The 20,739-nt window shown below is 73.5% G+C and carries 21 protein-coding genes and 1 pseudogene; 11 read left to right on the top strand and 11 right to left on the bottom strand.

The window, feature by feature from the left end:
* Nucleotides 1–29: 29 nt before the first annotated feature.
* The 6 genes from AC07EG_RS25750 to AC07EG_RS25725 all read left to right on the top strand — a co-directional run bounded on the left by AC07EG_RS25750 (nucleotide 30) and on the right by AC07EG_RS25725 (nucleotide 5,427).
* On the top strand, nucleotides 30–1,367 hold the full coding sequence (locus AC07EG_RS25750) for an NlpC/P60 family protein (protein ID WP_478255947.1): 1,338 nt from the start codon (nucleotides 30–32) through the stop codon (nucleotides 1,365–1,367).
* Between the two features lie 60 nt (nucleotides 1,368–1,427).
* Entirely contained in the window at nucleotides 1,428–1,754 is a 327-nt protein-coding gene (locus tag AC07EG_RS25745) for a hypothetical protein (RefSeq protein ID WP_478255744.1), read from the top strand.
* Between the two features lie 24 nt (nucleotides 1,755–1,778).
* Complete coding sequence (gene mobA / locus AC07EG_RS25740; protein ID WP_478255743.1) at nucleotides 1,779–2,327, top strand: molybdenum cofactor guanylyltransferase; 549 nt, start codon at nucleotides 1,779–1,781, stop codon at nucleotides 2,325–2,327.
* Between the two features lie 86 nt (nucleotides 2,328–2,413).
* Nucleotides 2,414–3,484, top strand: coding sequence for an AAA family ATPase (locus AC07EG_RS25735; protein ID WP_206807008.1), 1,071 nt, complete (start codon nucleotides 2,414–2,416; stop codon nucleotides 3,482–3,484).
* Nucleotides 3,485–3,496: 12 nt separating this feature from the next.
* Nucleotides 3,497–4,447 (top strand): DUF58 domain-containing protein, encoded by a 951-nt coding sequence (locus AC07EG_RS25730; protein WP_478255742.1) that lies wholly within the window; start codon nucleotides 3,497–3,499, stop codon nucleotides 4,445–4,447.
* On the top strand, nucleotides 4,444–5,427 hold the full coding sequence (locus tag AC07EG_RS25725) for a VWA domain-containing protein (protein ID WP_478255741.1): 984 nt from the start codon (nucleotides 4,444–4,446) through the stop codon (nucleotides 5,425–5,427). The genes AC07EG_RS25730 and AC07EG_RS25725 overlap by 4 nt, the downstream gene beginning before the upstream one ends.
* 10 nt (nucleotides 5,428–5,437) lie before the next feature.
* Here the strand turns inward: AC07EG_RS25725 and AC07EG_RS25720 are convergent, their stop codons facing one another.
* The 5 genes from AC07EG_RS25720 to AC07EG_RS25700 all read right to left on the bottom strand — a co-directional run bounded on the left by AC07EG_RS25720 (nucleotide 5,438) and on the right by AC07EG_RS25700 (nucleotide 9,914).
* Entirely contained in the window at nucleotides 5,438–5,902 is a 465-nt protein-coding gene (locus AC07EG_RS25720; RefSeq protein ID WP_478255740.1) for a tRNA (cytidine(34)-2'-O)-methyltransferase, read from the bottom strand.
* Between the two features lie 13 nt (nucleotides 5,903–5,915).
* Nucleotides 5,916–6,854 (bottom strand): hypothetical protein, encoded by a 939-nt coding sequence (locus AC07EG_RS25715; protein ID WP_478255739.1) that lies wholly within the window; start codon nucleotides 6,852–6,854, stop codon nucleotides 5,916–5,918.
* A 91-nt stretch (nucleotides 6,855–6,945) separates the two neighbouring features.
* Nucleotides 6,946–7,881, bottom strand: a complete 936-nt coding sequence (locus tag AC07EG_RS25710) for a TAXI family TRAP transporter solute-binding subunit (RefSeq protein WP_478255738.1) — start codon at nucleotides 7,879–7,881, stop codon at nucleotides 6,946–6,948.
* Complete coding sequence (locus AC07EG_RS25705; RefSeq protein WP_478255737.1) at nucleotides 7,878–9,257, bottom strand: sensor histidine kinase; 1,380 nt, start codon at nucleotides 9,255–9,257, stop codon at nucleotides 7,878–7,880. The genes AC07EG_RS25710 and AC07EG_RS25705 overlap by 4 nt, the downstream gene beginning before the upstream one ends.
* Before the next feature lie 3 nt (nucleotides 9,258–9,260).
* A complete protein-coding gene (locus AC07EG_RS25700; RefSeq protein ID WP_478255736.1) occupies nucleotides 9,261–9,914 on the bottom strand; it encodes a response regulator transcription factor in 654 nt (217 codons plus the stop codon).
* Nucleotides 9,915–10,059: 145 nt separating this feature from the next.
* On the opposite strand from AC07EG_RS25700, the gene fabG reads away from it, so the two are divergent.
* Nucleotides 10,060–10,764 carry a 3-oxoacyl-ACP reductase FabG gene (fabG, locus tag AC07EG_RS25695; RefSeq protein ID WP_478255735.1) on the top strand — a complete coding sequence of 235 codons (705 nt, stop codon included), beginning with the start codon at nucleotides 10,060–10,062 and terminating at the stop codon, nucleotides 10,762–10,764.
* 31 nt (nucleotides 10,765–10,795) lie between these two features.
* Nucleotides 10,796–11,563, top strand: coding sequence for an enoyl-ACP reductase FabI (gene fabI, locus AC07EG_RS25690; RefSeq protein ID WP_478255734.1), 768 nt, complete (start codon nucleotides 10,796–10,798; stop codon nucleotides 11,561–11,563).
* A gap of 42 nt (nucleotides 11,564–11,605) precedes the next feature.
* Here the strand turns inward: fabI and AC07EG_RS25685 are convergent, their stop codons facing one another.
* From AC07EG_RS25685 to AC07EG_RS25675, 3 genes are all read right to left on the bottom strand, one after another.
* The gene (locus AC07EG_RS25685) at nucleotides 11,606–12,001 is read right to left on the bottom strand and encodes a nuclear transport factor 2 family protein (RefSeq protein WP_478255733.1); all 396 of its coding nucleotides are present in this window, start codon (nucleotides 11,999–12,001) and stop codon (nucleotides 11,606–11,608) included.
* A gap of 11 nt (nucleotides 12,002–12,012) precedes the next feature.
* Nucleotides 12,013–13,179: a Cmx/CmrA family chloramphenicol efflux MFS transporter gene (locus AC07EG_RS25680; protein WP_478255732.1), complete on the bottom strand. Its 1,167-nt coding sequence runs from the start codon at nucleotides 13,177–13,179 to the stop codon at nucleotides 12,013–12,015.
* Nucleotides 13,180–13,251: 72 nt separating this feature from the next.
* Nucleotides 13,252–13,827: a TetR/AcrR family transcriptional regulator gene (locus tag AC07EG_RS25675; protein ID WP_478255731.1), complete on the bottom strand. Its 576-nt coding sequence runs from the start codon at nucleotides 13,825–13,827 to the stop codon at nucleotides 13,252–13,254.
* Between the two features lie 84 nt (nucleotides 13,828–13,911).
* Between AC07EG_RS25675 and AC07EG_RS25670 the strand changes: the two genes are divergently transcribed.
* A complete protein-coding gene (locus AC07EG_RS25670; protein ID WP_478255946.1) occupies nucleotides 13,912–14,961 on the top strand; it encodes a ferrochelatase in 1,050 nt (349 codons plus the stop codon).
* Between the two features lie 39 nt (nucleotides 14,962–15,000).
* Here AC07EG_RS25670 and AC07EG_RS25665 read toward each other — a convergent pair whose 3' ends face one another.
* A complete protein-coding gene (locus AC07EG_RS25665) occupies nucleotides 15,001–15,744 on the bottom strand; it encodes a metallophosphoesterase (protein ID WP_478255730.1) in 744 nt (247 codons plus the stop codon).
* The gene (locus AC07EG_RS25660; protein ID WP_478255729.1) at nucleotides 15,741–16,538 is read right to left on the bottom strand and encodes a hypothetical protein; all 798 of its coding nucleotides are present in this window, start codon (nucleotides 16,536–16,538) and stop codon (nucleotides 15,741–15,743) included. The genes AC07EG_RS25665 and AC07EG_RS25660 overlap by 4 nt, the downstream gene beginning before the upstream one ends.
* A gap of 73 nt (nucleotides 16,539–16,611) precedes the next feature.
* Between AC07EG_RS25660 and AC07EG_RS25655 the strand changes: the two genes are divergently transcribed.
* Complete coding sequence (locus tag AC07EG_RS25655; protein WP_478255728.1) at nucleotides 16,612–18,009, top strand: sigma 54-interacting transcriptional regulator; 1,398 nt, start codon at nucleotides 16,612–16,614, stop codon at nucleotides 18,007–18,009.
* On the top strand, nucleotides 18,006–19,946 hold the full coding sequence (locus AC07EG_RS25650) for a vWA domain-containing protein (protein WP_478255727.1): 1,941 nt from the start codon (nucleotides 18,006–18,008) through the stop codon (nucleotides 19,944–19,946). The genes AC07EG_RS25655 and AC07EG_RS25650 overlap by 4 nt, the downstream gene beginning before the upstream one ends.
* Here AC07EG_RS25650 and AC07EG_RS25645 read toward each other — a convergent pair.
* Nucleotides 19,925–20,730 (bottom strand): annotated as a pseudogene (locus AC07EG_RS25645) (IS5 family transposase). The gene AC07EG_RS25650 and the pseudogene AC07EG_RS25645 overlap by 22 nt on opposite strands.
* Nucleotides 20,731–20,739: the final 9 nt, after the last annotated feature.

Genomic DNA, 20,739 nt, shown 5'->3' with positions numbered 1-20,739 from the left:
TCGGTTGAGGACGGTCGGAGGTGGAGCGTGTGAAGTGCGGTGAGCGGGTGCGGGCGGCCCGGGTCACTCTCGGTGCCCTCATCCTGGTGCTGCTGCTCGGTGCGACGGGGACCGCGGTGGCCGTGCCGCCACCGCCGCCGAACCCCAGCGACGCCGAACTCGGCGGCAGCCGACGGGACGCCGACGCCAGGGCCGGTGAGGTCGGCAAGCTGACCAACCAGCTCGCCGAGGCCGAAGCCAAGCTGGGCGAGCTGCAGGCCGACGTCGAGCTGAAGCTGGAGGACGCGAACAAGGCCCGCGTCGACATGGAGACAGCGCGGGACGAAGCCGGCGCGGCCCAGCGGGACGCCGAATCGGCCGGTGCCGAGGCCGGTGCCGCCGCGGCCGAGGTGGAGCGGGCCAGGGCGGACCTCGACCGGTTCGTCGGCGCCAGCTACCAGCAGGGCAGCACGATCGGCTCGGTCTCGGCCTACCTCGGCTCGACCAGCCCGAAGGACCTGCTCGCCCGCGCCCAGCTGCTCGAAGCCGTCGGTGGCAGCCGGGTCGACGCGCTGGAGGGCATGCAGCGCGCGCAGACCGACAAGTCGAACAAGGACGCCGAGGCACGCAAGAAGCTCGAGGTCGCCCGCGAGAAGCAGGCCGCCGCCGAACGGGCCAAGAGCACCGCCGACGCCGCGCAGGACGAGGCCGTGCGCGCCCAGCAGGGCCAGGAAGCGGCCAACGGGCGGCTCGAAGCCGAGAAGGCCGACGTCGAAAGGCGGCTCTACGAAGCCCAGTCCCGGGTCAGCGGGCTGGAGGGCCAGCGCCAGCGGTATGAGGACTGGCAGGCGCAGAAGCGGGCCGAAGAGGAGGAGCAGGCCCGCCGGGCGGCGATGGCGCAGCCGCAGTCCGGCCAGCACACCGGCTCGGCGGGCAGGCCTTCCGTCTCGTCCGCCCCGGGCGGGCGCGGCGTCGAGGCGGTCATCGCGCGGGCGATGTCGCAGCTCGGCGTGGTCTACGCCTGGGGCGGCGGGAACCAGAGCGGGCCGACCCGCGGCATCCGCGACGGCGGGGTGGCCGACGCGCACGGCGACTACCGCAAGATCGGCTTCGACTGCTCGGGGCTGATGATCTACGCCTTCGCCGGGGTGAAGTCGCTGCCGCACTACAGCGGGTACCAGTACCACGCCGGCCGGAAGGTGCCGTTGTCGCAGATGCGCCGCGGCGACATGCTGTTCTGGGGCCGCGGCGGGGGCCGGATCCACCACGTGGCGCTCTACCTCGGCAGCGGCCAGATGATCGAGGCCCCGCACTCCGGTTCGGTGGTCAAGGTCTCGCCGGTGCGCTACGGCGGCATCATGCCGTTCGCCACCCGCCTCATCGGCTGAGGTCGATCCCGGCCCTCCTCGTTCGACGTCCGGGTGCACCCCGCTCGAAGAGGAGGCCGAATGCTCGAACCAGCCGACGTGCGCCGGATCGCCATGGCGCTGCCCGAGGTCACCGAGGTGGCCGAAGGGGCGGCGCTGAGCTTCCAGGTCCGCCGCCGGACCTTCGCCGCGGTGGTCGCCGACGGCACCCGCGCCCACCTGCACCTCAAGGAAGCCGACGTCCGCACCGAGGTCGAGGGGGACCCGGCCGTGTTCAGCGGGCTGGTCCGGCAGCGGCGGCTGCTGCTGGAGGTCGACCTGGCCAGGGTCGATCCGGACCGGTTCCGCGAGCTGGCCGGGCGCGCCTGGGCGTGGCGCGCCCCGAGGCGGTTCGCCGGGCGGCGCTGAACCCCGGTGTGAAAGGGTGACCCGGTGTTCGCCGGGATCGTGCTCGCCGGAGGCGAAGCCCGGCGACTGGGGGGCGTGGACAAGCCCATGCTCGAAGTCGGGGGCAGGCCGCTGCTCGCCGGGGTGCTCGACGCGCTGGGCGGGGCCGCGGAGGCGGTGGTGGTCGGACCGCCGCGGCCGGGCCTGGCCGTGCTGCCCGTGGTGCGGTGGACCAGGGAGCGTCCGCCGGGTGGTGGCCCCGTCGCCGCCCTCGCGGCGGGGCTGGCGCTGCTGCCCGAAGCCACCGAGATCGCCCTGCTGGCGGCGGACCTGACCGGCCTCACCGCGTCCACAGTGGACCGGCTGCGGGCCGCCCGCGGCGGCGCGGACGGGGCCCTGCTGGTCGAGGGCGGCCACCGCCAGTGGCTGGCCGGGGTGTGGCGCGCCGGGGCGCTCCGGGCCGCGGTCCCGGCCGAACCCGCGGGGGCCGCGCTGCGCCGGGTGCTGGGCGGTTTGTCCATTGTGGAGGTGGTAGCCGCGGCGGGGGAGGCGGCCGACGTCGACACCCCGGAGGACCTGCGCCGCCTGCGGTGATCTCATCTTCACAGCGGTCACACCGGAACCCCGGTTGACTACCGTGGCACCACCGTCTTGCGAACCATCTCCTCGAGGAGGCACCCGTGACCGATCCCGGCTACGCCGAGGGCGTGCCCGGTCAGCAGCCAGGCACCCCCGCGCGGGACGCCCAGCTGCTGGAGCGCACCGTGTTCGAGGTGAAGCGGATCATCGTCGGGCAGGACCGGCTGGTCGAGCGCATGCTGGTGGGGCTGCTGGCGAAGGGGCACCTGCTGCTCGAGGGCGTGCCGGGCGTGGCCAAGACGCTGGCCGTGGAGACCTTCGCGCGGGTGGTGGGCGGATCGTTCTCCCGGGTGCAGTTCACCCCCGACCTGGTGCCCGCAGACATCCTCGGCACCCGCATCTACCGCCAGGGCGCCGAGCGCTTCGACGTCGAACTCGGCCCGGTGGTGGCGAACTTCGTGCTCGCCGACGAGATCAACCGCGCACCGGCCAAGGTGCAGTCGGCGATGCTCGAGGTGATGGCCGAGCGGCACGTGTCCATCGGCGGCAAGACCTTCCCGATGCCCGACCCGTTCCTGGTGCTGGCCACCCAGAACCCGATCGAGAACGAGGGCGTCTACCCGCTGCCCGAGGCCCAGCGCGACCGGTTCCTGTTCAAGATCGTGGTGGAGTACCCCTCGGCGGAGGAGGAGCGCGAGATCGTCTACCGGATGGGCGTGACCCCGCCGGAGCCGCACGAGGTGCTCAGCCCGGCCGAGCTGGTCCGCCTGCAGGGCGTGGCCTCGCAGGTGTTCGTGCACCACGCGCTGGTCGACTACGTGGTGCGGCTGGTGCTGACCACCCGCACCCCGGCCGAGCACGGCCTGACCGACGTGGCCGGCTGGGTGTCCTACGGCGCCTCCCCGCGGGCCAGCCTCGGCATCATCGCCGCCTCGCGCGCGCTGGCGCTGGTCCGCGGCCGCGACTACGTGCTGCCGCAGGACGTGGTGGACGTGGTGCCGGACGTGCTGCGCCACCGGCTGGTGCTGTCCTACGACGCGCTGGCCGACGGGGTGCCGCTCGACCACATCATCACCAGGGTGCTGCAGACCGTGCCGCTGCCGCAGGTCTCGGCCCGGCCGCAGGGCGGCCCGCCGCAGCAGCCGGTGCCGGCGGGCGCGCCGGTCAGGTAAGCGGCGAGGTCGATGTTCTCGGCGAAGGACACCAAGGACGAGCGCCCGCGCTGGGCGCCGCCGATCCTGCGGGGCGACCGGCTCGAAGCCGGGCTGCGCACCCTCGAACTGGACGTGCGGCGGCGGCTCGACGGGCTGATGCAGGGCAACCACCTCGGCCTGGTCCCCGGTCCCGGCTCGGAGCCGGGGGAGGCGCGGCCGTACCAGCCGGGGGACGACGTGCGCCGGATGGACTGGGCGGTCACCGCCCGCACCACCGTGCCGCACATCCGCGAGACCGTGGCCGACCGGGAGCTGGAGACCTGGGTGGTCGCCGACCTCTCGGCCAGCCTGGACTTCGGCACCGCGCTGTGCGAGAAGCGGGATCTGGTGGTCTGCGCGATGGCCGCGCTGGCGCACCTGACCGGCGGCGGGGGCAACCGGATCGGCGCCATCGTCTCCACCGGTTCGGAAACCGTGCGCATCCCGGCCCGCGGCGGCCTGGCGCACGCCCGCGGCCTGGTGCGCCGGGTGGCGGAGACACCGCGGGCGGGTGAGGGCACCCGGGGTGACCTGCCCGCCGCGATCGAGCAGCTGCGGCGCCCGCCCCGCCGGCGCGGGCTGGTCGTGGTGATCTCGGACTTCCTCGGCGGCACCGGGTGGCAGCGCCCGCTGCGCGGGCTGTCCGCGCGGCACGAGCTGATCGCGGTCGAGGTGCTCGACCCGCGGGACCTCGACCTGCCGGAGGTGGGCACCGTGGTGCTGGCCGACCCGGAGTCGGGGCGGCAGCGCGAGGTGCACGCCACCCCGTTGCTGCGCAAGGAGTTCGGTGCCGCCGCCAGGGCGCACCGGGCCCAGGTGGCGGCCGGTGTCCGGCGGGCCGGGGCCGGGCACCTGGTGCTGCGCACCGATTCGGACTGGATCGCGGACATGGTCCGCTTCGTCGTGGCCCGCAAGCGCGGGTGGTCGGGGGGTGTGGCATGAGCTTGACCGGATTCGCCGCGCCGTGGTGGTTCCTGCTGCTGATCGCGGTGGCCGCGGTGGTGGCCGGGTACGTGGTGGCCCAGCGGCTGCGGCGCCGCCGCACGCTGCGGTTCGCCAACCTGGAACTGCTGGAGCGGGTGGCGCCGAAGAGCGAGCGCCGGGTCCGGCACCTGCCCGCCGCGCTGATCACGGTGGCGCTGATCCTGTTCACCGTGGCGCTGGCCGGGCCGACCGCCGAGGCCAAGGTGCCGCGCAACCGCGCCACGGTGATGCTGGTGATCGACGTGTCGCTGTCGATGGAGGCCACCGACGTCGCCCCCAGCCGGATCAAGGCGGCGCAGGAAGCGGCGCGCTCGTTCGCCCAGGGGCTGACGCCCGGGGTGAACCTGGGGCTGATCTCGTTCGCCGGTACGGCCACCGTGCTGGTGGCGCCGACCACCGAGCGGGTCAACGTGGTCAAGGCGATCGACAACCTCAAGCTCGCGCAGTCCACCGCCACCGGTGAGGGCGTTTTCGCGGCGTTGCAGTCGATCGAGGGTTTCTCGTCGGTGATCGCCGGGGCCGAGGGGCCGCCGCCGGCGCGCATCGTGCTGATGACCGACGGCAAGCAGACCGTGCCGACCGACGACCCGTACGGGCCGCGGGGCGGGTTCACCGCCGCGCAGGCCGCGCGGCAGGCGCAGGTGCCGATCTCCAGCATCTCGTTCGGCACCTCGCAGGGCACCGTCGAGATCGAAGGCGAGCAGGTCCCGGTCGAGGTGGACGACGAGTCCATGCGGGAGATCGCCAAGCTCTCCGGCGGCGAGTTCTACAAGGCGGCGACCGCCGAGGAACTCAAGCAGGTCTACGCCAACCTCGGCGAGCAGATCGGCTACGAGACCAAGGACGCCGACGCCAGCAGGCCGTGGGTGGTGCTGGGCACCCTGGTCCTGTTCGCCGGCGTCGGCAGCTCCCTGCTGATCGGCCAGCGCCTGCCGTAGGCGGCTCGGTCTAGGAGGCGCCGGCGAAGTCGTGCTGGCGCCAGGCTTCGTAGACCGAGATGGCGGCGCTGTTGGCCAGGTTCAGCGAGCGGTTGGCCGGGCGCATGGGCAGGCGGACGCGGTCGGTGATCTCCGGGGCGTCCCGGACCTCCGGGGGCAGTCCGGCCGATTCCGGGCCGAACATGAGCACGTCGCCGGGGGAGTAGGCGACCTCGGTGTGGCGCCTGCTGCCCGCGGTGGTGAAGGCGTACACCTTCGCGGGCAGCAGCGCGGCCCAGGCCGCCTGGAGGTCGGCGTGCACCCGGACCACCGCCAGGTCGTGGTAGTCGAGCCCGGCGCGGCGCAGGTGGCTGCCCTCGAAGTTGAAGCCGAGCGGCTCCACCAGGTGCAGTTCGCACCCGGTGTTCGCGGCGAGCCGGATGGCGTTGCCGGTGTTGGGCGGGATCTCCGGCCGGTAGAACAGGATGCGGAACACCCGCCCACCCTAATCAGGAGTTGTACGGCAGGTTCGGCCACCACAGCACACCGGCGCGGTAACCCAGTTTGACCGTCCAGTAGAACACGAAGAACGTGCCGACCAGGATGAACGCGGCGGCCGACACCCTGGCCGCGCGGCCGGGGGAGCGGGTCAGCCAGCGCTGGAAGCGGCCGCGGGTGGCCAGCACCACGAGCAGGAACAACACGGCCACCCCGGCGATGTTGCCCGCCGACTGCAGGGCGAAGGTGAGGAAACCGAGCAGCGGGTTGTCGGTGGAGGCCGCGTACTCGTAGAGCTTGCGGAACGGCGGGTACGGCCTGCCGATCAGGAACGCGCCCATCAGCCCGCCGAGGAAGACCAGCTCGGAACCGGGCCGGCGGGCGAACAGCCCGGCCAGCGGGTTGCGCACCAGACCGGCGTAGCTCAGCCCGCGCCACAGCATGATCAGCCCGATGACGCCGAAGACGATCCCCGCCTGCAGGATGCGCACCGGCAGGCCGGTCTGCGGATCGCCGAGCCTGGCCGAGGACAGCTGCGGCATGCCGTCGCTGAACAGCACGCCGATCGCGCCGTAGAGCCCGGAGACGACCACCGCGCCGAGCAGCAGCAGCCCGATCGGCCGCAGCAGGGCCCGCACGCGGCTGCCGCCGCCCGGCTGCGCCGCCAGCGGGGCCAGTGCGCTGAACACGGCCACGTTGCACGCGGTGAACATGCCCGCCACCCCGGTGACGAAGGCGAACGCGATGGCCATGCCGGACCCGGAGATGGTCACCCCGGCCAGGTCGTCGCCGAAGACCGGCCCGGCGATGCCGCCGGCGATCACCTTGTCCACCAGGTGGGGGGACCAGAGCACGGCGAGCGCGACGCCCGCGAGTCCGGACAGCAGCACCAGCCGCCACGGTCTGGACGGGGCGCCGGTGCGTTCGGGGAGCGGGGTGGTCTGGGTCATCGGGGTTACCTCCGTGGCCGGTCTGCAGTTGTGCCACGGAGTGAAGCAGCGCGGTTGTCCGGTGATCAAGGAAAGCAGGGGTGCCGAACCCCTAACCGTGCAATTGGCGGTAGGTGCGCTCCGCCCCGGGGTGCAACGGGACCCCGCCGGTGCCGATCAGCGTGCGCACGTCGAGGAACTGCGCGCCGACCGCCTCGGCGGGCACCAGGTCGGCGGCGTGGTTGACCAGCACGCGCACCACGGCGGCGGCCACGTCGTCCGGCAGGGAAGCCGAGCAGGCGAGCAGGTTCGCGGTGCCGATGGTGGGCACGTCGGCCACGCCCTCGTACGCGCGGGCGGGCACCCGGACCTGCTCGTAGACCGGGCCGTGCACCGCCCGCAGCACCGGCAGGACGGGGTCCAGCGCCAGCAGCCGGATCGGGGTGCCCCGGTCGAGTTCGCTGATCGCGGGCGTCGGCACGCCACCGGACCAGAACAGCGCGTCGACCCGCCGTTCGCGCAACGCGGCGATGGCCTCGCCGAGCAGCAGGGTGCTGGGCCGGACCTCGATACCGGCCACGGTGAGCAGGCGCTGCGCGAGGAAGGCCGCGCCGGAGAACCGCGAGCCGATGGCCACCGGCCGCCCGGCGAGCCCGGCCAGGTCGCGGACCGGGCCGTCGGCGCGCACCACCACCTGCAGGTAGTTCTCGTAGACCCGGCCGAGCGCGCGCAGCGGGACCGGGGCGGGGAACGGGTCCTGGCCGAGCACCGCGGTCTGCGCCACGTCGGCGAGCACCAGGCCGAGGTCGACGGCGCCGTCGCGGAGCTGGGTCACGTTGGCGACGCTGGCCTCGGTCACCACCGCCTCGCCGTGCAGGTCCGGTTCGGCCTTGGTGAGCTCGGCGGCCAGCAGTTCGGCGAAGGCGAGGTAGAAGCCGCCGCGTTCACCCGCCGCGATGGTGACCGTGCGTTCCGGGCCGCGATAACCGCCGGGTGCGCACCCGGCCAGCAGGCCGAGGCCGCCGAGCAGCAGGCTGCGCCGTCTCACGGGGACTCCAGCGGGAACTCGGCGCGCGCGGTCAGGCCGCGCGGCTCGCCGGCGTGCAGGCTCAGCCCGCCGCCGTGGGCGGTGGTGAGCCGTTCGGCGATGGCCAGCCCGAGGCCGGTGCCGCGCGGGGCGCCGTCACCGCCACGGCGCCAGAACCGCTCGGTGGCCCTGGCGCGTTCCTCTTCGGACAGTCCAGGACCGTTGTCGCTGACCAGGATCACCGCTCGCTCGTCGTCCAGGGAAGCGGTCAGGGTGAGTTCCGGGCCGCCGTGGTGGATGGCGTTGTCGAGCAGCACGTCGAGGACCTGTGCCAGATCGGCTTCCGGGCAGCGCAACACGGCCTCGGGGATCTCGCCGACTCGGATGTCCACACCGGACTGCTCGGCGGACGGCCGCCAGGCGTCGACGCGTTCGGCCACGACACCGCGCAGCCCGGCGGTCCCGGAGGAGCCCGCGGCGGCGGCTCTGGTCGCCGTGCTCTCCGCGACGGCCAGTGCCAGCAGCCCGTCCAGCAGTGACTCCAGCCGCTCCACTTCGGTCACCGTCGCCAGATAGGTGCGCTGCCCGTCCTCGCTGACCTCCGCGGCCAGCGAATCCACCCGCAGGCGCAGCGCCGCCATCGGATTGCGCAGCTGGTGGGAGGCGTCGGCGATCAGCCGCCGCTGCTGTTCGGCGGATTCCACCACCGCGTCGGACATCCGGTTGAACCCGGTGGCCAGCGCCCGCAGCTCCGGCGGGCCCGCGCCGGCCGGGACCTGGGCGCGCCTGCCGCCGGTCACCGCGAGCACGCCGTCTTCCAGCTGCCGCACCGGTTCCAGCACCCACCGCGCGAACAGCCAAGCCAGTGCGATGAAGGCGAACGCGGCGGCCACCGCGCCGAGCCCGGTGAGCAGCCAGCGGCGGGCCACGTCGGCCGCCGCGGCGTCCACCGAGGCCCGCAGCAGCACCACCCCGGCCACCCGGGTGCTCGGGCCGACCGGGCGCGCGAACACCACCGGCTCGGTCGACCACGGGCCGATGGTCTCCGGCGCCGGGGCGGCCTGGTTGCGCAGGGTGGCTTCGACCAGTTCCCGCACCGACGGCTGGTCCGCGCTCAGCTCCCGGCTCTCCACCAGCGGCCGCCGGTTCGCGTCGACCACCAGCACCGGTTCTCCGTATAACGACGAATACGCAGCCGCTTCGGCTCGCAGCACGGCTGTGTCGCCGGATTCGACGGCCTGTTGCGCGAGCAGGACGAAGCGGTCGACGTCGGCGTTGCGGCTGATCACCAGCTCCTGCGTGCGCTGCTCCGCGGTGGCCGAGAGCAGCGGCACGGCAAACCCGGCGACCGCGGCCAGCGCGAACACCAGCAGTGCGACGAGCAGGCGGGCACGCATCGCTCAGCCGCCGAGCCGGTAGCCGAAACCGCGGATGGTGGTGAGCAGGCCGGGCCGGTCCAGCTTGGCCCGCAACTGGGTCAGGTGCACGTCCAGCGACCGCGACACGGCGAGGCTGGCGTCACCCCACACCTCGTCCATCAGCTGCTGGCGGCTGACCGCCGTGCCCGCCCGGCCCGCCAGCACCGCGAGCAGGGCGAACTCCTTGGTGGTCAGCGTGACCTCGGTGCCGCCCGCCAGCACCCGCCGGGCGGCCAGGTCGACCTCCACGTCCGCCACCCGGACCACCGCCGTGGCCGCGCCGCCGCGGGCGCGCCGGGCGACCGCGTCCATGCGCGCCAGCAACTCGGCGAGGCGGACGGGCTTGGTGAGGTAGTCGTCGGCGCCCAGCCGCAGGCCGCTGACCACCGAACGCTCGTCGTCACGGGCGGTGAGCACGAGCACCGGCACGCCGGAGGTCCGGCGGATCGACCGCAGCACTTCCAGGCCGTCGGTGTCCGGCAGGCCGAGGTCGAGCAGGAGCAGGTCGGCCTCACCGTGCCGGGCGAGCGCGTCGGCCCCGCGCGCGGCCCTGGTCACCACGTGCCCGCGGGCGTCCAGCGACTCGGTCAGGGCACCGGCCACCCCGTCGTCGTCCTCGACGAGCAGCACGCGCACGGCCGGTTCCTCCACCTCGGGGTTTGGCCGCATTGTGCCGTACCGGGGCTACCAGCCAGTAGAGGTGGCGCGCCTGCGGCGGCCGGGGCGCGGCTGGATAACCTTCGTGCGGCATCAGGGACTCGACGAGGTGAGGAGTGCATACGTGGCACGGTCCGTTCTGGTCACCGGGGGTAATCGCGGCATCGGCCTGGCGATCGCCCGCGATCTCGCGGCGCAGGGGCACCGGGTCGCGGTGACGCACCGCGGTTCCGGCGCTCCCGACGGCCTGTTCGGCGTGCGCGCCGACGTCACCGACAGCGAGCAGATCGACGCGGCCTTCAAGGAGGTCGAGGAGCACCACGGCCCGGTCGAGGTGCTGGTGTCCAACGCCGGCATCACCGACGACACGCTGCTCATGCGCATGGGCGAGGAGCAGTTCACCCGGGTGCTCGACGCGAACCTGACCGGCGCCTACCGGGTCGCCAAGCGGGCCACCCGCGCCATGCTGAAGGCGCGCTGGGGCCGGTTCGTGTTCATCTCCTCGGTGGTCGGCCTGTCCGGCTCGGCCGGTCAGCTGAACTACGCGGCGAGCAAGGCCGGACTGGTCGGGCTGGCCCGGTCGCTGGCCAGGGAGCTGGGTTCGCGCAACATCACCTCGAACGTGATCGCACCGGGCTTCGTCACCACCGAGATGACCGACGAGCTGCCCGAGGCCCGCCGCAAGGAGATCCTCGCCACGATCCCGTCCGGCCGCTACGCCGAGCCTGCTGAAATCGCGGCGGCGGTGCGCTTCCTCTCGTCCGACGAAGCCGGCTACGTCAACGGCGCGGTGCTGCCCGTCGACGGCGGCCTCGGCATGGGCCACTGACCCCTTCCCACCCCGAACCTGGAGGTATGTAGTGAGCGGACTGCTCGAAGGCAAGCGACTGCTGATCACCGGGGTGATCACCGACGGCTCGATCGCCTTCCACGCCGCGAAGGTGGCGCAGGAACAGGGCGCGAAGGTGGTGCTCACCGGTTTCGGGCGGCTGTCGCTGGTCGAGCGGATCGCCAAGCGCCTGCCCGAGCCCGCGCCGGTGATCGAGCTGGACGTGCAGGACGACGAGCACCTGGCCACGCTGGCCGACCGGGTCCGCGAGCACGTCGACGGCCTGGACGGGGTGCTGCACTCGATCGGGTTCGCCCCGCAGAGCTGCCTCGGCGCGCCGTTCCTGGACGCCCCGCGGGCGGACGTCTCGACCGCGGTCGAGGTCTCGGCGTACTCGTTCAAGTCGCTGACCACCGCGGTGCTGCCGCTGCTCGGCGCGGGCGCATCGGTGGTCGGCATGGACTTCGACGCCAGGGTGGCCTGGCCCGCCTACAACTGGATGGGCGTGGCGAAGGCGGCGCTGGAGTCGGTCAACCGCTACCTGGCGCGGGACCTGGGGCCGAAGGGCATCCGGGTGAACCTGATCTCGGCGGGCCCGGTGAAGACCATGGCCGCCAAGTCCATTCCCGGCTTCGGCGAGCTGGAGGACATGTGGGGCGACAAGGCCCCGCTGGGCTGGGACACCACCGACCCGACGCCGGTGGCGAAGTCCATCTGCGTGGCGCTGTCGGACTGGCTGCCCGCCACCACCGGCTCGATGATCTGGGTCGACGGCGGCGTGCACATGCTCGGACTGTGACCGCGGGGGGAAGGGGCTTCCGCGGTGGAAGCCCCTTCCCGGTCAGGCCCGGTTCGCCTCGGCGACGTGCCAGCTGTCCTCGTGCAGGTGGTAGCGGGTGATCAGCCCGCCGGTCACGGTGAGCTCGATGGCGAACCGGGTTTCGATCCAGCGTCCGGTGGCGCGGACGCGTGAGCGCAGGTGGCCGGTGCGCACCGCTTCCCCACCGTCCACGAAGGTCCGTTCCACCCGGTAGACGTCCCGCTCCAGGTAGCGGTCCAGTTCGTCGAAGAACGCACGCACCTCGGCGCGGGTGGTGCGCTTGCCGATCCACGGCACGGTCGCGGTGTCGCCGGGGATGTCGAAGTCGACGTGCTCGGCGAACAGTTCCGCGAGCCGGGCGGGTTCGCAGCCGGTCATCCGGCGGTCCAGTTCGGCCAGCACTTCTCGGGTGTTCATCGATTTTCCTTTCACGGTGCGGGAACCAGTACGGGCCGTCGCTGCCGGGCGGCGGCGAGGGCGACACCACCGAGGGCCAGCCCGCCGAGCGCGATGCTCACCCAGGTGACGCTGAGGTAACCGAGGCCGGCTTCGATGGTCAGCCCGCCGAGCCACGGCGCCAGCACGATGCCGGCGTTGAACGCGGAGACGTTGCTCGCCCCGGCCAGCGTCGGCGCGGCCGAGGCCAGGGCGAACACCCGCACGTTGAGCGCGGGATTGGTGAGGAAGCCGGTCAGCCCCAGCAGGAACGCCGCCGTCACGGCCACCGGGACCGACGAACCGGCGGCGGCGAGCACCGCGAACACCACCACCGCGGCCCCGATGCCGCCCGCGAGCGTCCGGAGTGGATGGAGGTCGGCGAGCCGCCCGCCGAGGGTGATGCCGACGACCGCGCCGACGCCGTAGAGGCCGAGCACCGCGGGCAGCCAGTCCGGCGGCAGTCCGCTCACCTCGGTCAGCAGCGGGGCCAGGTAGCTGAAGGTGGCCATCGCCATCGCGGTGCTCGCCGAGGTGATGCCGAAAGCCAGCCACAGCTGGGGGTCGCGGTAGGACCGGAGTTCGCCGCGCAGGCTGGGGCGTTCGGCCGCGGGCCGGACCGATGGCACCAGCAGCAGCACCCCGAGCACCGCGACCGCGGTCAGCGCGGCCACCGCCCAGAACGCCGAACGCCAGCCGGCGAAGTGGCCGAGCCAGGTGCCCGCCGGCACGCCGAGCACGTTGGCCACGGTGAGCCCGCCCGCCATCACCGCCAGCGCGCGGCCGCGCCGTTCGGGCGGCACCATGGCCACCGTGGTGACCGCCGCGACCGCCCAGAACCCGGCCGCGGCCGCCGCGCTGACCACCCGGGAGGCGAACAGCAGCGCGTACCCGGGTGCGACGGCGCCGGCCACGTTGCCCGCCAGGAACACCGCGAGCATGCCGAGCAGGGTGAGCTTGCGCGGCAGCCGGAGCGTGGCCGCGGCCAGCAGTGGTGCGGCCACCAGCATGCCCACGGCGAACGCGGAGATCAGCAGCCCGGCGTCCGGAATGCCGACGCCGAGGTCGGCGGCGATCGGCGGCAGCAGCCCGGACAGCATGAACTCCGAGGTGCCGAGCGCGAAGATGCTCAGCGCCAGCACGTAGACGGCGATCGGCATCCGTCCCCCTTCGTTTTGGATCGATTGGTTCAAAATTTGGGCAGTCGTGGGTCCCGGCGGGGCGGGAGTGGTTCAGAGCGTGCTGAGGGCCAGCTCCGCGATGCGCTCGAGGGTGGGCCGGTCGGTGCCGCTGCGGGCGCTCAGCCGCAGCGCGCCGATCTGGCTGTGCAGGAACCGGGCGAGGGTGAGCGGGTCGTGGTCGCGGTTGATCTCGCCGTCGCGCTGTCCTTCGCGCACGACGGCGTGCACGGCGGCGACGTAGCGCTCGGTGTCCTTCGCCAGCTGGGCGCTGATCTGCGGGTCCTTGCCGCCGAGTTCGGCGAGCGTGTTCACCGCGAGGCAGCCGTGGTGGTCGCTGGTGAACTCGTCCGCCACGGTGCCCAGCAGCAGGGTGCGCAGCTTCTCGCGGGGTGAGCCCGGGCCTTCGAGGAAGTCGATCTGGTGCTGGGTGGCGGTGTCGCAGTAGTGCTGGAGCGCCCGGGCGAACAGCTCGTGCTTGCTGCTGAAGGTGTTGTAGATGCTGCTGCGCCCGAGGCCGGTGGCCTCGCACAGCTGCTGGGTGGAGGTGCCTTCGTAGCCGCCTCGCCAGAACGCGTGCATCGCGCGGTCGATGGCGGCGCGCTCGTCGAATCCGCGGGGTCGGGCCATGGGAGGCACCGTACCTGTTTTGGACTGGTTGATGCAAAACCCCCGGGCGGGCGTGGCCGGGATCACCGGGGGAAGATGGACACCGTGGGTTACGACGCGTTGCTGTGGTTGTCGTTCGGCGGGCCCGAGGGTCCGGACGAGGTCATGCCGTTCCTGGAGAACGTGACCCGCGGCCGGGGTGTGCCGCGGGAACGCCTCGAGGAGGTCGCCGAGCACTACCAGCACTTCGGCGGGGTATCGCCGATCAACCGGCTCAACCGCGACGCGATCGCGGCGGTGGAGAAGGAGCTGGCGGCGCAGGGCGTCGGCCTGCCGGTCTACTTCGGCAACCGCAACTGGCAGCCGATGGTGGAGGACACCCTGGCGCGGATGCACGCCGACGGGGTGCGCCGGGCACTGGCCTTCCCGACCAGCGCCTACGGCGGTTACTCGGCCTGCCGCCAGTACGACGAGGACATCGAGCGCGCGCGGGCGGCCGTCGGCGCGGACGCCCCCGAGCTGACCAAGCTGCGCCAGTTCTTCGACCACCCGCTGTTCATCGGCGCCTTCGCCGACGCCCTGCGCACCGCCCGCGCCGAACTGGCCGAACCGGCGGACGCGCGGATCGTGTTCGTGGCCCACTCGGTGCCGGTCAGCGCGGACAAGGCGGCCGGGCCCCCCGAAGAGGGCGGGCACCGGTATTCGCGCCAGATCGCCGAAGCGGCGCGGTTGGTGGCTGCCGAGGTGGGGGCCGGGACCTACGACGTGGTGTGGCAGTCGCGCTCCGGCCCGCCGCAGGTGCCGTGGCTGGAGCCGGACATCGTCGACCACCTCGACGCGCTGCACGGGCGGGGGGTGCGCTCGGTGGTCGTCTGCCCGGTCGGTTTTGTCTCCGACCACCTCGAGGTCATCTGGGACCTGGACAACGAGGCCGCCGAACGCGCCGCGGAACTCGGCATGGGCTTCGCCCGCGCGGCCACCCCCGGCACCGACCCGCGGTTCGCCGAACTGGTGGTGGAACTGGTGCGCGAGCAGGTTGCCGGGGCGCCGGCGCGGAAGCTGTCGGAGTTCCCGGTGGCGGGCTGCACGGTCAACGGCGCCCCGTGCGCGATCGCCTGCTGCGAACCGGCGAAGCGCCCGGCAACCCGCGGCTGAGGGTGCAGGTCGCGGTTTCCCGGGACCGAGCCGAAGCCGTCAGCGGGCTGACGCCGGGATGACGCGGTAGTGCGTGGTCAGCCGCCCGTCGTCGGCGAGGACGTGGAAGGCGACGGCGGGTGGTGCGTCCAGGTCGGCGAGGCCGCCGGGTTCCCACGGCAGCCGGACCGTCGACACGACCCCCGGCGCGACCAGCAGCGGCACGCCGGCGAACGTGCTCGCCGCGGCGGTGTGCGCGTGCCCGCACAGCACGGCGACCACGTTGGGGTGGCGGCGGAGCACGGCGGCCAGCCGCTGCCCGCCCGACTGCCGGAGGTCGTCGATGGCCGGGATGTGCAGCTGGACCGGCGGGTGGTGGACGCAGACGAACACCGGATCGCCGGCGGCCCCCGCGAGCACCGAGTCGAGCCAGGTGAGGGTCGCGTCGCTGAGGTAGCCCTCGTCACGGCCGGGAATGGTGGAGTCGCACAGGGCGAACACGGCCCCGCCCACGCGGCGCACCTGGTTGATCGGCTCGTCGCTCGCGGGCTCGCCGAGCAGGACCTCCCGGTACGGCCCGCGTGCGTCGTGGTTGCCGGGGCAGTGCAGCGGGGTTCGCGGGCCGTCGAACAGCTTGGCGACCTGTTCGTACTCCTCGGCCAGGCCGTGGTCGGCCAGGTCGCCGGTCACCAGCACCGCGTCGACCGGCAGCGCGTCCAGGTGGCCGAACACCCGCGCCGCCCGGTCGAGACTGCGTGCCCCGCCGTCGACGTGCAGATCGCTGACGTGCGCCAGCACGATCACGGCAACCGGTCCGGCTGGTCGGCGAACACCCGGATCGTCTCGTTGACCGCGGCGAACCGGGCGGTGCGCACGGCGTCGTGCAGCGGGCGCAGCGCGTCGGCGCGGCGGAGGGCGGCCGACGCCGAAAGCGCCCCGCCGGGGTCGTCGGCGTGCGCCAGCGCCAGGATCGCGCCGATCTCCTCGGCCCGCTGCAGCACCCGCAGCGCGCGGCCGGGGGTGCCCGGCGGCCAGCTCACGTGGGCCGTCCGGCGCAGCCGCTCGGACAGCTCGGCCCGCACGCCCGGCCGTTCCCTGGCGACGTCGAGCTCCTGCAACGCACCCGCGCTGCTCCTGGTCGCCGTGGTCAGGCCGTGCTCGGCCTCCCCGAGCGCGAGGTACTCCATCGGGGCCGCGCTGGTGATCCGGTGCACCGTCCAGCGGTACAGGCCCTCGGCGATGAGCTCGGGCACCACGCCGTAGCCGACCTCGGCGAACACCACCGCCTCACCCGCGCGCAGCGCGGCTTCGGTCAGCGGGCCACCGCCCCCGAGGCCGCGCACGTCGCCGGGCACCGGCAGCACGAACCGCGCCGGTCCGGCACCGAGCCGCCGCAACGCGGTGAGGAAGCTCGCCAGCCCGGCCGGGCGCTCACCGGTGATCGGGATGTCGAAGGCGTCGGCGACGAGCGGGTCGGCCGCCACCACCTCGTGGTCCTCGCCCCACACCCGCAATGCGTCGAGGGCGTCGTCGGAGGCCGCGGCACCGTGGAGCCACGCCGAGGACCAGACCGCGAGGGACGCACTGGGACTGCACACGGGTGTCAAGCGTACCGGGCCCTGGAGCTGGTCCACGTCGACGGACCGGCCCGGGGTCAGTAGCGTCGGAAGGGTGAACTCCGCACCAGCACACCTCCCCCGTACCGCGGGGGAGCTCCGCGCCGCCGGGTACACCCCGCGCAGCGTGAAAACCGAGATCCACGACAACCTGCTCACCGCCCTGCGCGCCGGGAAGGACCCGTGGCCGGGCATCGTCGGCTTCGGCCGCACCGTGCTGCCGCAGCTGGAGCGCGCGCTGCTGGCCGGGCACGACGTGGTCCTGCTGGGGGAGCGCGGGCAGGGCAAGACCCGGCTGCTGCGCACCCTGGCCGGCCTGCTCGACGAATGGACGCCGGTGCTCGAGGGCGCCGAGCTGCCCGAGCACCCGCTCGACCCGATCACCCCGGCGTCGCGGCGCCGGGCCGCCGAACTCGGCGACGCGCTGCCGGTGGCCTGGCTGCACCGGAGCGAGCGCTACACCGAGAAGCTGGCCACCCCGGACACCTCGGTCGGCGACCTGATCGGCGACGTCGACCCGGTGAAGGTGGCCGAAGGGCGCAGCCTCGGCGACCCCGAGACCATCCACTTCGGACTGGTGCCGCGGGCGCACCGCGGCATCGTGGCCGTCAACGAGCTGCCCGACCTGGCCGAGCGCATCCAGGTCGCGCTGCTCAACGTGATGGAGGAGCGGGACGTCCAGGTCCGCGGCTACACCCTGCGGCTGCCGCTGGACGTGCTGGTGGTGGCCACGGCGAACCCGGAGGACTACACCAACCGCGGCCGGATCATCACCCCGCTGAAGGACCGCTTCGGCGCCGAGATCCGCACGCACTACCCGCTGGAGCTTTCGGCCGAGGTGGGCGTGGTGCGGCAGGAGGCGCAGCTGGTCGCCGAGGTGGGTGACCCGCTGCTGGAGGTGCTCGCCCGCTTCGTGCGCAACCTGCGTGAGGCCAGCGTGATCGACCAGCGGTCCGGGGTGTCCGCGCGGTTCGCCGTGGCGGCGGCGGAAACCGTCGCGGCGGCGGCGTTGCGGCGCTCGGCGCTGACCGGTGAGGAGCCCGCCGTGGCCCGGCCGGTCGACCTGGAGGCCGTGCCCGCCGTGCTGCGCGGCAAGCTCGAGTTCGAGCCCGGGGAGGAGGGCCGCGAGACCGAGCACCTGACGCACCTGCTGCGCCGGGCGGTCGCCGAGACCGCGCGCGAGCGGTTCGCCGGGCTCGACCTGCGCCCGCTCGCCGACGTGGTCGCCGACGGCCACCTGGTCGCCACCGGTGACCGCGTGCCCGGTGCCGACGTGCTCGCCGCGCTGCCGGAACTGCCGCTGCTGCACGAGGTCGCCCACCGCGCCGGGGTGTCCGCCGACGACCCGCCGGGGCGCATCGCCGCCGCGGTGGAGCTGGCGCTGGAATCGCTCTACCTCGCCAGGCGGCTGGCCAAGGACGAGGACGGCACCAGCACGGTGTACGGGCCATGACCTACGCCTACGGCCCGTGGCACGACGGTCCCGACCCGCTGGCCCCGCCCGCCGATCTCCGCGACGCGCTCGACGAGATCGGCCGGGACGTGCTGGGCGGCTCGTCACCCCGTGCGGCGCTGGAGGAACTGCTGCGGCGCGGCACCCGGTCCACCACCGGCCTGGACGAACTGACCCGCCGGCTCTGGCAGCGGCGTTCGGAGATCCAGCGGCGCAACAACCTCGACGGCACGCTCAACGAGGTCCGGCGCCTGCTGGGCGAAGCGCTCGACGCGGAGAAGCGCGCGTTGTTCCCGGATCCGTCCGACGACGCGCGGTTCGACGAAGCCCGCCTCGACGCGCTGCCGCCGGGCACCGCGGCGGCGGTCCGGGAGCTGGCCGAGTATTCGTGGCGGTCCGAGCAGGGCCGGGAGAACTACGAGAAGATCCAGGAACTGCTCGGCAAGGAACTGCTCGATTCGCGGTTCCAGGGCATGAAGGAGGCGCTGCAGAGCACGCGGCCCGAAGACGTCGAACGGGTCCGGCAGATGCTCGCCGACCTCAACGCGTTGCTGGCCGCGCACGCGCAGGGCTTCTCCGACGTCCACGAGCGCTTCACCGAGTTCATGCGGCGGCACGGCGAGTTCTTCCCGGAGAACCCCGGGAACATCGACGAGCTGATCGACGCGCTGGCCGCCAGGGCGGCGGCGGCCCAGCGCATGCTCAACTCGATGACCCCGGAGCAGCGGGCCGAACTGGCCGAGCTGTCGCAGCAGGCGTTCGGCAGCCCGGAACTGGCCCAGCAACTGTCCGATTTGGATGCTCAGCTGCGGGCGCTGCGGCCGGGGGAGGACTGGGACTCGGCCGGGCGGTTCCGCGGGAACAACCCGATGGGCCTCGGCGAAGGCGCGCAGGCGATGGCCGACCTCGCCGAACTCGACGCGCTGGCCGAGCAGCTGGCGCAGTCCCACCCCGGCGCGAGCCTGGACGACATCGACCTGGAGGCGCTGACCCGGCAACTCGGGGAGGACGCGGCGGTCGACGCGCGGCGGTTGTCCGAACTCGAACGGGAACTGCGTGGGCAGGGCCTGTTCGAACGCTCCACGGACGGCTCACTCCGCTTGTCCCCCAAGGCGTTGCGCCGGCTGGGGGAGACCGCGCTGTCGGACGTGGTGCGCACGTTGCGCGGGCGCACCGGCGAGCGCGAGACGGCGTCGGCGGGTGCGGCGGGGGAGCCGACCGGCTCGACCCGGCCGTGGCGCTTCGGCGACACCCAGCCGTGGGACGCCTCCCGCACCGTGCGCAACGCGGTGCTGCGCACCGCCTCCGCCGGTGCGGCGGCGGTGCGGCTGGACGTGGCCGACGTGGAGATCACCGAGACCGAGCACCGCTCCCGTGCCGCGGTGGCGTTGTGCGTGGACACCTCGTGGTCGATGGTGCAGGAGGGCAGGTGGCTGCCGATGAAGCGCACCGCGCTGGCCCTGCACCAGCTGATCTCCACCCGGTTCCGCAACGACGCGCTGCAGCTGATCACCTTCGGGCGGTACGCGGCACCGGTGGAACTGGGTGATCTGGTCGGCCTGGAGGGCGCGTGGGAGCAGGGCACGAACGCCCACCACGCGCTGCTGCTGGCCGGGCGCCACCTGCGGCGGCACCCGGACGCGCGGCCGGTGGTGCTGCTGGTGACCGACGGGGAGCCGACCGCTCACCTGGCGGCCGACGGGGAGGCGGAGTTCTCCTACCCGCCGCTGCCGCAGACCATCCGCCGGACCATCGGCGAGGTGGACCGGCTGGCGAAGCTGGGCGCGGCCGTCACCGTGTTCCGCCTCGGTGACGACCCGCGCCTGACCTCGTTCGTGAACCTGATCGCCCGCCGCTCCGGCGGCCGCGTGGTGGCCCCGGACCTGGACGGCCTCGGCGCCGCCGTGGTCGACGACTACCTGCGCAACCGCAGCTGACCCGGCCGCGGCGCTAGAGCCCGGCCTCCAAGCCAGATGAGCAAGGTGGCCAGGCCGAGCATGCCTCGGTAGGAGGTGGCGGTCTTGTCGAACCCGGTCGCGATGGCACGGAACTGCTTGAACCGGTTGAAGCAGCGTTCGACCACGTCGCGGCGTGTGCGGGCGGTGCGGTCGAAGGCCGGCGGTCGTCCGCCGGTCCGGCCTTGGCGTGTGCGGTTGGCCTGCTGGTCACGGCGTTGCGGGATCGTGGCCGGGATTCCTCGTTCGCGCAGGTGAGAGCGGATCACCTTGGACGAGTAGCCTGGTCGGCGATGACGCGGGTGAACTGGTGCAGTCGTTGACGTCGGCGCCGGTCAGGACCATGGACAGCGGCCGACCGTGGCCGTCGCAGGCCAGGTGGATCTTGGTCGTGGGTCCGCCGCGGGACCGGCCGATGGCATGATCACCTGGCACCGGCGGCGTGCTGGTGGGCCCGCACGATGCTGGAGTCCACCGAGACCTCGCGGTCGAGTGCGTCGATCGCCTCGGCGATGACGCGGACCCTGGTCACCAGTGCGATGGGGGTGCCGCTGCGTGACCAGCGCCAGAACCGGTTGCAGACCGTCTTCCACGGCCCGTGACGTTCCGGCAGGTCACGCCAGCCGACCCCGGTCTCGGCCTGGAACCGCATCCCGTTGATCACCCGACGGTCGTCCACCCCCGGACGCCCCTTCACACCCGAAGCGGGCAACAACGGCTCGATCGCCCGCCACTGCTCCTCGGTCAACTCGTGCCCGCGGAGCACGACCCAAGA

The organism is Amycolatopsis sp. NPDC045836 (genome assembly GCF_056431745.1).
This window is presented reverse-complemented; position numbering and strand designations above follow the sequence as displayed.

Bases quoted from the DNA above. Each gene is read 5' to 3' on its own strand.
- AC07EG_RS25745 (WP_478255744.1), top strand. From the start codon at position 1,428: ATGCTCGAACCAGCCGACGTGCGCCGGATCGCCATGGCGCTGCCCGAG.
- AC07EG_RS25730 (WP_478255742.1), top strand. From the start codon at position 3,497: ATGTTCTCGGCGAAGGACACCAAGGACGAGCGCCCGCGCTGGGCGCCG.
- AC07EG_RS25725 (WP_478255741.1), top strand. From the start codon at position 4,444: ATGAGCTTGACCGGATTCGCCGCGCCGTGGTGGTTCCTGCTGCTGATC.
- AC07EG_RS25715 (WP_478255739.1), bottom strand. From the start codon at position 6,854: ATGACCCAGACCACCCCGCTCCCCGAACGCACCGGCGCCCCGTCCAGA.
- AC07EG_RS25705 (WP_478255737.1), bottom strand. From the start codon at position 9,257: ATGCGTGCCCGCCTGCTCGTCGCACTGCTGGTGTTCGCGCTGGCCGCG.
- AC07EG_RS25685 (WP_478255733.1), bottom strand. From the start codon at position 12,001: ATGAACACCCGAGAAGTGCTGGCCGAACTGGACCGCCGGATGACCGGC.
- AC07EG_RS25680 (WP_478255732.1), bottom strand. From the start codon at position 13,179: ATGCCGATCGCCGTCTACGTGCTGGCGCTGAGCATCTTCGCGCTCGGC.
- AC07EG_RS25675 (WP_478255731.1), bottom strand. From the start codon at position 13,827: ATGGCCCGACCCCGCGGATTCGACGAGCGCGCCGCCATCGACCGCGCG.
- AC07EG_RS25650 (WP_478255727.1), top strand. From the start codon at position 18,006: ATGACCTACGCCTACGGCCCGTGGCACGACGGTCCCGACCCGCTGGCC.